General features: G+C 58.4%; 16 protein-coding genes. 7 read left to right on the forward strand and 9 right to left on the reverse strand.

The annotated features are described in order from the left end of the window. Window positions 1-19 precede the first annotated feature (19 nt). The gene (locus XMD517_RS10590) at window positions 20-736 is read right to left on the reverse strand and encodes a ComF family protein (RefSeq protein ID WP_173486237.1); all 717 of its coding nucleotides are present in this window, start codon (window positions 734-736) and stop codon (window positions 20-22) included. A gap of 48 nt (window positions 737-784) precedes the next feature. On the opposite strand from XMD517_RS10590, the gene XMD517_RS10595 reads away from it, so the two are divergent. The 5 genes from XMD517_RS10595 (at window position 785) to XMD517_RS10615 (ending at window position 6,001) form a co-directional block, all read left to right on the forward strand. Continuing rightward, the gene (locus XMD517_RS10595; protein ID WP_254450026.1) at window positions 785-1,597 is read left to right on the forward strand and encodes an SAM-dependent methyltransferase; all 813 of its coding nucleotides are present in this window, start codon (window positions 785-787) and stop codon (window positions 1,595-1,597) included. Between the two features lie 70 nt (window positions 1,598-1,667). Beyond that, a complete protein-coding gene (hemH, locus tag XMD517_RS10600; protein ID WP_173486239.1) occupies window positions 1,668-2,702 on the forward strand; it encodes a ferrochelatase in 1,035 nt (344 codons plus the stop codon). Between the two features lie 105 nt (window positions 2,703-2,807). Continuing rightward, window positions 2,808-3,365, forward strand: a complete 558-nt coding sequence (hslV, locus tag XMD517_RS10605) for an ATP-dependent protease subunit HslV (protein ID WP_173486240.1) — start codon at window positions 2,808-2,810, stop codon at window positions 3,363-3,365. Next, on the forward strand, window positions 3,362-4,669 hold the full coding sequence (hslU, locus tag XMD517_RS10610) for an ATP-dependent protease ATPase subunit HslU (protein ID WP_173486241.1): 1,308 nt from the start codon (window positions 3,362-3,364) through the stop codon (window positions 4,667-4,669). The genes hslV and hslU overlap by 4 nt, the downstream gene beginning before the upstream one ends. A 327-nt stretch (window positions 4,670-4,996) precedes the next feature. Further along, window positions 4,997-6,001 (forward strand): alpha/beta fold hydrolase, encoded by a 1,005-nt coding sequence (locus XMD517_RS10615; protein WP_173486242.1) that lies wholly within the window; start codon window positions 4,997-4,999, stop codon window positions 5,999-6,001. Here the strand turns inward: XMD517_RS10615 and XMD517_RS10620 are convergent. The 3 genes from XMD517_RS10620 to XMD517_RS10630 are packed head-to-tail and all read right to left on the reverse strand — an operon-like array spanning window position 5,998 to window position 8,309. Beyond that, complete coding sequence (locus XMD517_RS10620) at window positions 5,998-6,591, reverse strand: Smr/MutS family protein (protein ID WP_173486243.1); 594 nt, start codon at window positions 6,589-6,591, stop codon at window positions 5,998-6,000. The genes XMD517_RS10615 and XMD517_RS10620 overlap by 4 nt on opposite strands. A 3-nt stretch (window positions 6,592-6,594) precedes the next feature. After that, window positions 6,595-7,653 carry a murein transglycosylase A gene (locus XMD517_RS10625; protein WP_173486244.1) on the reverse strand — a complete coding sequence of 353 codons (1,059 nt, stop codon included), beginning with the start codon at window positions 7,651-7,653 and terminating at the stop codon, window positions 6,595-6,597. Next, window positions 7,650-8,309 carry a Tim44/TimA family putative adaptor protein gene (locus XMD517_RS10630; RefSeq protein WP_173486245.1) on the reverse strand — a complete coding sequence of 220 codons (660 nt, stop codon included), beginning with the start codon at window positions 8,307-8,309 and terminating at the stop codon, window positions 7,650-7,652. Before XMD517_RS10630 ends, XMD517_RS10625 begins: the two co-directional genes overlap by 4 nt. Before the next feature lie 105 nt (window positions 8,310-8,414). Here XMD517_RS10630 and XMD517_RS10635 point away from each other — a divergent pair, with 105 nt between their 5' ends. Further along, on the forward strand, window positions 8,415-8,921 hold the full coding sequence (locus XMD517_RS10635) for an FxsA family protein (protein ID WP_173486246.1): 507 nt from the start codon (window positions 8,415-8,417) through the stop codon (window positions 8,919-8,921). A 55-nt stretch (window positions 8,922-8,976) separates the two neighbouring features. On the opposite strand, the gene idi is transcribed toward XMD517_RS10635, so the two are convergent. Then, on the reverse strand, window positions 8,977-9,495 hold the full coding sequence (gene idi / locus XMD517_RS10640) for an isopentenyl-diphosphate delta-isomerase (protein ID WP_173486247.1): 519 nt from the start codon (window positions 9,493-9,495) through the stop codon (window positions 8,977-8,979). Window positions 9,496-9,619: 124 nt separating this feature from the next. Here idi and secB point away from each other — a divergent pair, with 124 nt between their 5' ends. Then, window positions 9,620-10,102: a protein-export chaperone SecB gene (gene secB, locus XMD517_RS10645; protein ID WP_173486248.1), complete on the forward strand. Its 483-nt coding sequence runs from the start codon at window positions 9,620-9,622 to the stop codon at window positions 10,100-10,102. A gap of 12 nt (window positions 10,103-10,114) precedes the next feature. Here secB and dnaQ read toward each other — a convergent pair whose 3' ends face one another. From dnaQ to XMD517_RS10665, 4 genes are read right to left on the reverse strand one after another with little or no spacing between them, the layout of a single operon-like run. Then, window positions 10,115-10,852 carry a DNA polymerase III subunit epsilon gene (dnaQ, locus tag XMD517_RS10650; RefSeq protein ID WP_173486249.1) on the reverse strand — a complete coding sequence of 246 codons (738 nt, stop codon included), beginning with the start codon at window positions 10,850-10,852 and terminating at the stop codon, window positions 10,115-10,117. Beyond that, the gene (gene coaE / locus XMD517_RS10655; RefSeq protein ID WP_173487861.1) at window positions 10,845-11,441 is read right to left on the reverse strand and encodes a dephospho-CoA kinase; all 597 of its coding nucleotides are present in this window, start codon (window positions 11,439-11,441) and stop codon (window positions 10,845-10,847) included. Before coaE ends, dnaQ begins: the two co-directional genes overlap by 8 nt. Further along, on the reverse strand, window positions 11,438-12,274 hold the full coding sequence (locus XMD517_RS10660; RefSeq protein ID WP_173487860.1) for a shikimate dehydrogenase: 837 nt from the start codon (window positions 12,272-12,274) through the stop codon (window positions 11,438-11,440). Before XMD517_RS10660 ends, coaE begins: the two co-directional genes overlap by 4 nt. Then, window positions 12,271-12,870, reverse strand: a complete 600-nt coding sequence (locus tag XMD517_RS10665) for a nucleoside triphosphate pyrophosphatase (protein ID WP_173487859.1) — start codon at window positions 12,868-12,870, stop codon at window positions 12,271-12,273. The genes XMD517_RS10660 and XMD517_RS10665 overlap by 4 nt, the downstream gene beginning before the upstream one ends. Window positions 12,871-12,918 lie beyond the last annotated feature (48 nt).

Genomic DNA, 12,918 nt, shown 5'->3' on the forward strand with positions numbered 1-12,918 from the left:
GCCAAGGATATATAGGATGTCAGGGCTCTTTCGCAACGCGTGCCAATGACAAGACCGTGACCGACGCGGCCCCGGCATCAAGGCAAGCGTCCGCTCCTGCGGAAAAAGTGGCCCCGGATGTCATCACGTCATCGACCAGAAGGATGTGGCGTCCTAACAGGGTGTGCTGCCGTTTCGGATGGGGTTTGATCGCACCTTTCATGTTTTCAAACCTTTCTTCCGCCGACAGCCCATCATGGACAGATGTGCGTCGCGGGCGGATCAGCAGATCGGGCGCAAATTCCAGCTCCAACCGGTCCGACAGGGCCCTGCCAAGCTCCGCCGCCTGGTTGAACCGCCGTTTGAGGAGGCGGGTCCAGTGGATCGGAATTGGCACAATCAGCGCATTTTGGGGCAGGACAGGGGCAATAGCCCGCGCCATCCAACCCGCCGCCGGGCGCGCCAGATCGGTCCGATCGCCATGTTTCAATGCCAACACCATGCGCCGGGCATTGTCCCGGTACTGCAAGGCCGACCGCCCATGCCCCCAGGGACGATCCGTTTTCAGGCAATCATCACAATGGCTGACATGATGGTCTTCTTCTCCCAACAGGGGGGCACCACACAGATCACACACCACCCCTTCGATAAACGGGGTCTCCCGCCAACAGGCGCCACATAAGCCAAACTCGCTTTCCACCTGATCACCGCAGCACACGCATTGAGGCGGATACAACAGACGAAGCGCGGATTGCATTTCCTGTTTCTCCTTCTATGGTCCCAGCTTATGACCAGAGCAAGCCAGATGCCCCACGCCCTTACCGACCCCGAACGCCTGGCCCGCAACCGGGCCCGGTCCCACGCGGATGGGATGTTCCTGCAATCCCTTGCAGTGGATGAGGTCCATGATCGCCTGGATATGGTTAACAGAACGTTTAAAAACATCGCCATTGTCACTGGTTTCCCGCAGGTCTGGGGACCCGCCTTCCCCCAAGCCACCCTTGTCGATGACCGGGATGATCTGCCGCTGAAGGCAGGTCACTATGATCTGGTGATCCACGCGATGGGGCTTCACTGGGCCAATGATCCGGTTGGGCAACTCATCCAATCACGACTTGCCCTGAAACCCGATGGCCTGTTTCTTGGCGTGTGTTTCGGCGGGCAGACCCTGGCCGAGCTGCGCGCTGTTTTGGCTGAAACAGAGACCAAAATGATGGGCGGGCTGTCTCCTCGTGTGGCCCCCATGGGGGAAATCCGCGATTTGGGGGCTTTGCTGCAGCGCGCTGGGTTCGCCCTTCCGGTGGCAGACAGTGCCCCGCGAACCGTATCCTATAAGGACCTGTTTGCGCTGATGGCGGATCTGCGCCTGATGGGAGAGCGGAACGCGCTTGCCGCCCGCAACCCCCGGCCACTGCCGCGCCGCTTTTTCATCGCCGCTGATCAGCATTACAAATCGCATTTTCCGGCGGAACAGGGTCGCATCTCGGCAACTTTCGAATTCATAACCCTGACCGGATGGGCCCCGGATGACAGCCAACCCAAACCGCTTCGGCCGGGATCTGCCGCCGCAAGGCTGGCCGATGCCCTTGGCACCGATGAGACAAAACTCCCGAAATAGAGCCGAAGCAATTGACCCACCCCGAAAAGTCGCTATCTGAGACCAAGAACATGCGCGCAGGAGCAAGCCAATGATCATGGAGAAACCCACAGACCACCCCGCCATCAAACCTCGGAAAGTGGGCATTCTGTTTGCCAATCTGGGTACCCCGGATGGCTATGATTACTGGTCAATGCGTCGGTATCTGAACGAATTTCTGTCTGACAAGCGGGTGATTGATTACCCGGCCTGGAAATGGCAGCCGATTCTGCAGGCCATTATCCTGACCAAACGTCCGAAATCCTCGGGCGAAGCCTATAAGTCGATCTGGAATGAGGAGCTTGGGGAAAGCCCGCTGATGACCATCACCAAGCAGCAGGTGGCCAAGCTGCAGGCTGAACTGGCAGAGCTTTACGGTGATCAGGTCATGGTGGATTTCTGCATGCGATATGGCAATCCATCCACCAAGTCGAAACTGTCTGAAATGGTCTCTAACGGCTGTGATAGGGTCTTGTTTTTCCCGCTCTACCCACAATATGCCGGCGCCACGATGGGCACGGCAAACGATCAGTTTTTCCGTGCCCTGATGGAAGAGAAATGGCAACCTGCCTCGCGCACCATCGAGCCCTATTTCGACGACCCGGCCTATGTCGACGCGCTGGCGCAGTCAGTTGAGCGGGGATATGCGGCGCTCGACACACGGCCCGATCTTCTGGTTGTGTCCTATCACGGCATGCCGATCCGCTACCTGACCGAAGGCGACCCCTATCATTGCCAGTGCCAGAAAAGCACCCGCCTGCTGCGCGAGCGGCTGGGCTGGAGCGAGGCAGACATCACAACCACCTTTCAATCCGTATTCGGTCCCGAGGAATGGCTGAAACCCTATACGGTCGAAGAAGTGGCGCGTCTGGCAAAGTCCGGCAAGAAAAACATCGCGGTGATCGCCCCGGCCTTCTCGGCGGATTGCATTGAAACCCTTGAGGAAATTCAGGAAGAGATCCAGGAAGCCTTCATTGAGGCGGGCGGTGAAACGTTCACCTATATCCCCTGCCTGAATGATGATGACGCCCACATCAAGGCGCTGGTCGGTGTGGCGGAACGCAACTTGCGGGGCTGGCTCGACTAAGGCCTAGCACGGTCGTCCCTGAGCCGCGACACAGCTTTTCAGGAACAAGAACTTGTCTGCCCCGTGCCCCACCTCCATATAGGGGGAAACGGATTTGGAGGCATTATGGCGGATACGGACTTTCCCGGCTGGCACGGCACCACGATCATTGGGGTGCGCAAAGGGGACAAGGTGGTTGTGGCAGGCGACGGGCAGGTCAGCCTGGGCCAGACCGTGATCAAAGGCTCCGCGCGCAAGGTGCGCAGGCTCAGCCCCGGCGGATTTGATGTGGTGGCGGGCTTTGCGGGATCAACCGCCGATGCCTTTACCCTGCTTGAACGTCTGGAAGCCAAGCTGGAAGCCACGCCCGGACAGCTGGCGCGCGCCTCTGTTGAGCTGGCCAAGGACTGGCGCACGGATAAATACCTGCAAAAACTCGAAGCGATGCTGATCGTGACCGACGGGAGCGAGCTTCTGGTGATCACCGGGGCAGGGGATGTGCTGGAGCCGGAACATGATGTGGCAGCCATCGGATCTGGCGGCAATTTTGCCCTCGCGGCGGCCCGCGGATTGATGGAAAGCGATCTGGATGCGGAGGGCATCGCGCGCAAGGCCATGGCGATTGCGGCGGATATCTGCGTCTATACAAATGGCAATCTGACGGTTGAGGAAATCAGCAAATGACCGACCTGACCCCCCGTGAAATCGTATCCGAACTGGATCGCTTCATCATTGGCCAGAACGATGCAAAGCGCGCGGTTGCCGTGGCGCTGCGCAATCGCTGGCGCCGCAAGCAGCTTTCTGCTGATCTGCGCGATGAGGTCTATCCGAAAAACATCCTGATGATCGGGCCGACCGGCGTCGGCAAAACCGAGATTTCGCGTCGGCTGGCAAAGCTGGCGCGCGCGCCGTTCATCAAGGTCGAAGCCACGAAATTCACCGAGGTGGGGTATGTGGGCCGGGATGTGGAACAGATCATCCGCGACCTCGTGGATGCGGCGATCATACAGACCCGTGACCACATGCGCGAAGATGTGCGCGCGCGGGCCGAAGAAAACGCCGAAGAGCGGGTGATCGAAGCAATTGCCGGCAGTGATGCCCGCGACGCCACGCGCGAGATGTTTCGCAAAAAACTGCGGGACGGGTTGCTTGACGACACGATGATCGAACTGGACGTGGTGGACAATTCCAACCCGATGCAGATGATCGACATGCCGGGACAGCCGGGGCAGGGCATGGGAATGCTGAACCTTGGGGATATGTTCGGCAAGGCCTTTGGCGGGCGCACCACGCGGCGCAAGATGACCGTGCGCGAAAGCTATGACATTCTGATGGGGGAAGAGGCCGACAAACTTCTGGATGACGAAACCGTCACCAAGGCCGCCCTGGAAGCGGTGGAACAGAACGGCATTGTTTTCCTTGATGAAATCGACAAGGTCTGCGCCCGCCAAGAAGCCCGCGGTGGGGATGTGTCACGCGAAGGCGTGCAGCGCGACCTGTTGCCGCTGATCGAAGGCACCACCGTTTCGACCAAACATGGGGCGGTCAAGACCGACCATATCCTGTTCATCGCCTCGGGGGCATTTCACATTGCCAAACCCTCGGACCTGCTGCCGGAACTGCAGGGGCGTCTTCCGATCCGGGTTGAGCTTCGCGCCCTGACCGAAGCGGATTTCGTGCGCATTCTGACCGAAACCGACAATGCCCTGACGCTGCAATACACCGCGCTTATGGGCACGGAAAACGTGAATGTGGAGTTCACCAAAGACGGTATCGCGGCCCTTGCCAAGATCGCCGCTGACGTGAACCGGGATGTGGAAAATATCGGTGCCCGGCGCCTTTATACCGTGCTTGAACGCGTGTTTGAGGAGCTCAGCTTCTCAGCCCCGGATCGCAGCGGCGAGATTGTCACCGTGGATCGTGCCTTTGTCGATGACAACCTGGGCTCCTTGATGAAATCCGCAGATCTGAGCCGGTACGTCCTTTGATATCTGCGCCCGATCAGGCACAAGTTTCAGACAAATGAACGCGCCGCCCGGATCAGGGCGGCGTTTTTTCATTTCTCAGCTATACTCATTTCTATTCCGCTGAATGCGTTTCGGTTTTAACCTGTCGCGGGGAAAGACAGGAACGTGGTGAAAAAGATCAATAACAAGGCATTTCGATATATTCCCGTATCTCATGCCCGTTCCGAAACACTTTGAGAGTGATTGACCGTGCGCCGACTTATTTTGTTTTTCGTTTTCTTTCCGCTGATGGCCTGCGCTCCGCGGGGTGAAATCACCCTATATGCCGGCGCGGGTGAGGTCGGAAACGTGCAGAAGATCTTTATCGGCACCACGCGTGAATTCGACCTGCTTATCGGTCGTCCCACCGGAAATCGCGGCGAAGAGCTGGTCTTTGGACGGGTGGATGTCTCTGTTCCCCCCGAGCGTGAAACCGGCAGCGTGACCTGGCCTTACAATGCAACGCCGGACCCCGCCAAACATTTCCTAGTCGATGATTTCGCCAGCTACCGGGACAGCAGCAGCTTTACCAAGGCTGTGCAAAAGGCGCTGCGGGGGCGCACAGGGGATGAGCGGGTTGCGACCATCTTTGTGCATGGGTTCAACAACACTTTCTCCGAAGGGCTCTATCGTTTTGCCCAATTGGTCGAAGACCTGGATCTGCCCTTTCTGCCGATCCACTATTCCTGGCCCAGCGCCGGGCACCCGCTGGGATATGGCTATGATCGGGACAGCATGCTCTATGCCCGCGACGGGTTGGAAGAGCTGATCCGCGCCACGCTGCGTTCCGGGGTGAAAGAAGTGATCCTGATCGGCCATTCGATGGGCGCGCTTCTGACCATGGAAAGCCTGCGTCAGCTGGCAATTTCCAATGAAACATCGGTGATGCGACGGATCGGCGGTGTTCTTCTGTTGTCACCGGATATTGATATTGACCTGTTTCGCCAGCAGGCCAAGCGGATCGGGAAACTGCCGCAGCCTTTCTATATTTTCAGCTCAACCAAGGACAAGGCACTGCGCCTTTCGGCCGGGCTGACCGGGCAAACTGCCCGGCTCGGCAATGCCGAAGATATTGGCCCGCTTGCGGATCTGGATGTGACACTTGTCGATATCTCCGCCTTTTCAGACGGGCTGGCGGATCACAATGTCGCGCTGTCCTCCCCCGGATTTCTCAAACTGATCCGCTCGGTTCCTGATCTGGTGGGGACAATCGGCAAGACACGTGGTCCGAACCTGTTGCCGGGAACGGTTCTTGTTGTGCAGAACGCCACCAAGCTGGTGATTGGCAACCCCAGCCAGCCGGACGATGGCTAACGCAACCGGCGCAGATAGACGTAATAGGCCCCCTGGCCGCCATGCTTCAGATGCGCCTCTGATATCTGCAACACATGCTGTTTCAGCGGCGGCATATGCAGCCAATGCGGCACCTGATGACGCAGCACCCCGTGACGCACGGGAATGGGTCCGCCCTCGTCCCGGTGCTTGCCCTTCCCGGTGATCACCAGAACCAGCCGCCGTTGATCCGCCACGGCCTCCAGAATAAAGCGGGTCAGGATCGGGTGGGCCTGGGCGATGGTCATGCCATGCAGGTCGATCCGGGCTTCGGGTGACAGGCGCCCCTTCTTCATCCGCCCAAAGGTTTTCTTGTCCATGGCCAGACGTTGCTGAGCGATCTGATCCGCCATCGGAGGGGCAAGATCATGCCCTGCATTGCGGGGATGTGCGGCCTCTCCAATCCGAAAACGAGGGGTCTTGACCTCAGGGGGTTTAGGGGCCGGCCTTGTGTTTTCCGCTGGAAGAGTGCCTGTTTCCGGTCGGGTAGGGTGCAGGCGCTGCGTGTTCTCAGCCACTTTCTGCCAAAGCGCCTTTTCCTCTTCATTCAGCTTGCGCGGACGTCGGGCCATGGATCACTCCTCAACCTCAAGCGCAAAGGCGCGCTGGATCGGCATCAGAACATACATCCGCCCCCCGTCACGGATCTTACCCGCCAGAATGCCCGCCTGTTTTCCGGTGCCCCAGAAAATATCCGCCCGCTGCGCGCCCTTGACCCGCGACCCGGTATCCTGCGCCACCATCAGACGGCTGAATGGCTCTGTCCCCGATTTTTCCAGCCAGACCGGCGCCCCCAGGGGCGTATATTTCGGATCAACCGCCAGCGACCGTTGCGCGGTGATGGATCGGTTCATCGCCCCCAAAGGGCCTTTGTCACGGGACAGCTGCTCCAGTTCACGGAAAAACACATAGGAGTTGTTGGACATGAGCAGATCATGACCATCCACCGGATTGCGTTTGACCCAGTTGCGGATCACCGCCTGCGAAACCTGATGCGGATTGTAAATCCCGCGCCGCACCATCTCTTTCCCAAGCGATTTGAACGCGTGGCCATTATTTCCCCCATATCCCAGACGGATGGCGCTGCCATCGGTCAGGCGAATGCGACCCGAGCCCTGGATCTGCAGGAATTGCAGGTCAACCGGATCCGCCACCCAGGCAATTTCCAGCCCAAGCCCAACCAGCGCGCCGCCTTCCTCGATCTCGCGCCGGGTGCGCCAGGCCTGCCCTTTAGGAAGGCCACTGGGTTTGCGATAGACAGGATAGCGATATGTCTCGGTCCGGATGCGCGACCCCGCAATCTCCGGCTCGTAATACGCGGTGAACAGCGGGTCCATCCCGTTCTCAATCAGCACCGGACGGAAAAACAGCTCAAAAAAAGCGCGCCCGGCCCCTCCACTCAGCGAATGGCGCTGCGCCACCGCGCAAAGGGGCGCCCAAAGCGGTTCATCGAGATCAATACACGTGTCGATGAAAACGGAAAGGGCCGCATCATGATCGTCAGCGGCCCAGCCTTTCAGCTCGGTGAACTCCACGACGGACACGCGCGCATCGGTGGGCAATTGATCCCCAAGACCTGCAAACGCAGGGCCGCCCCAAAGGGCCAGCGCACATGCCAGCCCCCGAAAGATCATCCGCCAGTGGCCACCAGCTGCCAGTTCGGGTTGTCGGTGCCCATCTTGCGGGCGAAGGTCCAGATATCTTTCTGGCGCTTCACCTCATTGGGGTTGCCTTCGATGATCTCACCGCCATTGTCACGCACAACCGAGGTCAGCTCACCCACAAATCGCACGGTGATTTCACCTTCATTTGTGGCGGGATCAAAGGTGGCATCTTCCAGCTTCAGCTCACGCAGGCCAACAAAGCTGGCTTCGATCGTCAGACCCTGCTCACGGCGGCTTTCGACCACCATGGCAAAGCTTTCATAAACATCGTCCGACAGGAACGGCTTGATATCCGCCATTTCACCTGCTTCGAATCCCATCAGGATCATTTCGTAAGCGCCGCGCGCCCCGCCCAGGAACTCTCCGACCGAGAAATCAGGCTCCAGCGCCTTCATCGCCACCAGCGCACGGGCGGCCTCCGAGTTCTCTTCCACGTGGTCGGTGATGTCACTGTCCGGTCCACCTTCGATGACCTCGAAACTCCCCCGCGTGGCGCGTGGATTGTCCTGCCGCGTTACCTGCGGTTTTTCATATCCTTCGCGCGTGCCCAGCACATCGCGCAGGCGCAGGATCAGGAATAGCGCAATGCCGGCCAGCACCAAAAGCTGGATCAGGGGAGAACTCATATGGACCTCATTTTCTGGACGCTCTGGAAACACGTTCACCGGAAACATATGTAAGTACTGCTGGCGGACAAGTCCACCACGCCAAACGAATAAACGAGGTGTATCATGTGGCTCTTTGCCCTGTTCATAGCGGTTCCGCTGATCGAAATCGCGTTGTTCATTCAGGTAGGAGGTCTGATTGGCCTGTGGCCGACCCTTCTGATCGTGGTTTTGACCGCTGTGATCGGCACCCAGCTGATGCGCGCGCAGGGGGCGATGGCGATGGCGGATCTGCGCAACAGCTTTGGTCAGCTACAGGACCCGACCGAACCCCTGGCCCATGGGGCGATGATACTGTTTTCCGGGGCGCTTCTGCTCACGCCGGGTTTTTTCACCGATACGGTTGGCTTTGCGCTTCTCATCCCTGCGGTGCGGCGGGCAGTTTTCAACCATCTGAAATCAAAAGTGAAAGTTCAAAGCTTCACCATGGGAACCCAGGCTGAATTCAGCGAAACCCGCCCGCAGTCAGGCCGTGACGACGACGTGATTGATGGCGAATTTACCGATGTGTCCCCCGATAAACGCCCCACCCATCATGTCGAAAAAGGCCCGTCAGGCTGGACCAAGCACTAGAACGTTTCGGTTTTCCCTGCCTCAGGTAAAAACCAGCCCGCGTCAGGCCCCGAACTCAGGCCCCGAACACCGACGCCCGGTGATCGCGCAGGTAGATCCTGAGCCAGGGCGTAAAGACCTCCGGTGTCCGGGCAATATCCGTGTCTAACGCGGCCGGATCGGCCCAGCGCGTGGCCTGAACTTCCTCCGGGTTCAGATCAATCTTGGGCAGGGTGTCACAGCGGATCACAAAAAGGTCGACCACCTCATGTTCGATCAACCCGCCCCCGACATCCGCCCGATATTCAAGCTGCTCTACCCAGACCGGATCAAGCCCGGTGATCCCCAGCTCTTCCCTCAGACGCCGAATGGCACAATCCCGCGGATCCTCATCCCAATGCGGGTGGGTGCAGCAACTGTTCGCCCAGAGGTTCGGCGTGTGATATTTCCCGGCCGCGCGCTGCTGCAACAGCACCTTGCCCTTGTGCAGAATAAACACCGACACCGCCTTGTGGCGCAACGCTTTCACATGCGCCTCCAGCTTGTCGACCGGGGTCAGGGTGCCATCCACCCAAGTGGGGATCTTGGTATTCATACCCGTCCTTTAGCGATTTTGCCCCGCTCCGAAAACCCCTTCTCCTTGGACTTGACCACATCGGTTGTGCCTGCCTGAGCAAGGTGCTAGGCATCTTTCCAACCAAATTCTTAAGGAGATCCCCATGGCCGAGGAACAACAAGCCCCCGTGCCGCCCAAGATGCAAATCCTGGGCCAGTTCATCCGCGACATGTCGTTTGAAAACATCCTGGCCCAAAAGGGTGTCGAAGGCGAAGTGCAGCCCGAAATCAGTGTCGAAGTGGCGCTGGATGCGCAAAAACGCCCAGCCGACAACCAGTACGAAATCACCACGAAATTCACCGTGGGTTCACGCAACAAGAACGGCGGTCAGCAGCTTTTCCTGCTTGAGCTGGAATATGGTGGCATCTTCCACGTGGAAAACGTGCCGGACGAACAGCTGCACCCGTTCTTGATGATCGAATGCCCGCGTATGCTGTTCCCCTTCGTGCGGCGCATCGTTTCTGACGTGACCCGCGATGGTGGCTTCCCGCCGCTTAACCTGGATACCGTTGATTTCCTTGCTCTTTATCGTGCAGAAATCGAACGCCGCGCAGCGGCAGAGGCAGAAACTGCCACGCAGAACTGATCCTGCCGGGGATCAGCTCTCCGACAGTTTTTTCCAAAGCGCGTCGTCGCCCAGCTTGTCAATAAACTCGGCATGGGCGGCGGCTTCTGCATCACTGATCCGCGAAGGAAGCGGGCTTGGGCGCGCGGTTGGGCGCCAATTATCAGCCACATCCTCGTTTGATGCACTGCCGGGTCCACCCGCCAGAACCAGATCCGGCTGCCGCCCACCGATCAGCTCCAGATACACTTCTGCCAGAATTTCACTGTCAAGAAGCGCGCCGTGCAGGGTTCGGTTCGAGTTGTCGATCCCAAAGCGACGGCAGAGCGCATCCAGTGAGGCAGGCGCACCGGGAAACTTTTTGCGCGCAATCGCAAGCGTGTCGAGCGCCCGCTCCCAAGGCAGTTCCGCAAGCCCCATCCATTTCAGTTCGGCATTCAGGAATTTCATGTCGAACGCCGCGTTGTGAATGACCAGCCGCGCGTCCCCGATGAACTCCACAAAAGCCTGTCCGACCTCTTTGAAGACAGGCTTGTCTTTCAAAATCACCTCACCGGGCGCGGCAGGGCGGGGTGTCGGCAAAAGATCGGGCCCAATCCCATGCACGCCAAATGCCTCTTCCGGCATGCCGCGTTCCGGGTTGATATATTGATGATAGGTGCGTCCCGTGGGCATGTGGTTGATCAGCTCCAGACACCCGATTTCCACAATCCGGTCGCCGGAATTTGGATCAAATCCCGTGGTTTCAGTATCAAGAACGATCTCACGCATTCAGCTTCTCCCGAATATGGGCCAGAACTTCCTCTACGGCCGCCTTGGCACCGTCCAGAGTTTCGGTCGGAATGATCACGTCAGCCCGAGCACGTTTCTCTGAATCAGACACTTGTTTGGCAAGAATAGTCTCGAATTGTTGCTGGCTCATCGTGCCGCGCTCCATCACGCGGGCGCGTTGCAGATCAGCCGGCGCTGACACGACAACCACCAGATCCACATGTTCATGTGCCCCGATTTCAAACAGAAGCGGCATGTCCAGAAGCACGATATCCGCCCCTGAATCTGCCAGAAACCGCGCCCGGTCTTCGGCGACCAGCGGATGCACAATCTGTTCAAGCTGTTTGAGGGCACTTGCCTCGCGTCCGATCCAGTCCTTAAGCACATCCCGGTCAACCGCACCGTCAATGATCGCCTCGGGGCAGATGGATCTGATCGGTTCAACCGCAGCGCCACCGGCGCCGTAGATCCGATGCACCGCTGCATCCGCATCCCAGATCGGAATCCCATAGGCGTGAAACATTTTGGCCGTGGTGGATTTCCCCATGCCAATTGATCCGGTCAAACCTATGATAAACGGCGCGCTCATTGGCCCAGCACTGCGCGGCGCAGCTCCTCAGTCACTTCAGGCCGCGCGCCGAACCAGCGCTCAAACCCCGGCACCGCCTGGTGCAACAACATGCCAAGACCATCAACAATCTGGCACCCGGCTGCTTCGGCGGTCTGCAACAAGGGTGTTTTCAGCGGGGTATAGACAATATCGGTCACGACCTGTCCGGGTTTCAGCCCATCAAGCGGCACCCTCAACTCCGGTTTTCCAACCATCCCCAGAGAGGTGGTGTTCACAACGGTCAGGGCTTCTTCAATCATATTGCCGGCCTGCACCCAATCGACCACGGTGACACGGGCGCCAAACTCGGATCGCAGCGCATCGGCGCGGGTGCGGGTGCGGTTTGACAGGAAGATTTCCGGCACACCCACTTCCAGAAGCGAGGCGATCACGGCGCGCGACGCCCCACCAGCCCCTAAAACTGCGGCTGGACCTGACCTTGGGTTCCATCCTTTCGCACCCTGACGCAGATTTTCGATAAACCCGTACCCATCCGTGTTATCCGCATGAATTTTGCCGTCTTTCCGGAAAATCAGCGTATTTGCCGCCCCCATCAAAGCCGCCCGATCGGTCACCAGATCAGCCAGCTTCAGCACCTCTTCCTTATGGGGAATGGTCACATTGCAGCCGACAAAACCAGCCTTGGGAAGGGTGCGGATAACCTCTTCCAGGTCCTTCACCTCAACCCGCATCGGCACATAATGCCCGGCCAGTCCCATTGTTTTCAGCCAATACCCATGAAGGCGCGGCGACAGGGAATGTTCGATCGGATCCCCGATCACCCCAGCCAGCGGAATGCGACGTTCGCTCATATCATCACCTCTTCTCGTTCGATCAGATATGACAGGAGTTCCGTCAGCGGCAAACCCAGCACATTGAAATAATCACCTTCCACGCTGGAAAAGAGGCGCACCCCTTCTTCTTCCAGCTTATAGGCCCCAACGGAATGACGGATGCTGTCCCAGTTCCGCGCCACATAGTCCTGAATATAGCCTGCGCTGAGGTCGCGCATTTTCATCCGCACCGATCCCACGTGGCGCCAGAGGGGTTTGCCATCCTGATACAGCACGGCAGCAGAGAGGAGCCGGTGAGTTTTTCCCGACATTTCAGTAAGTTGGGAGATTGCATCTTCTTGGGTGGATGGTTTTGACATCACCTCTCCGCCCAGATCAGCCACCTGATCACATCCCAAAACCAGCGCGTTTCGGTATTTTTCACTGATCTTCCGGGCTTTGAATTCGGCTAGGGCATCCGCAAGGTCACGCGAATGGGCGCCTTCTGCCTTAAGTGACATTTTAATCATATCTTCATCAATTCGTGCAGGAATAACCTCAAAGCTCAGCCCTGCATTGCGCAGGAGTGTTGCCCGAATTTCGGAGCCTGATGCGAGGATGAATTGTGTCGCCATGGGAAAACCCTGTGGAAAAACTCTGTTTGTTCCGGTGTTTGCATCCGG

The sequence above is a fragment of the Aliiroseovarius sp. xm-d-517 genome, assembly GCF_013283135.1.
Taxonomy (GTDB): Bacteria; Pseudomonadota; Alphaproteobacteria; order Rhodobacterales; family Rhodobacteraceae; genus Aliiroseovarius; species Aliiroseovarius crassostreae.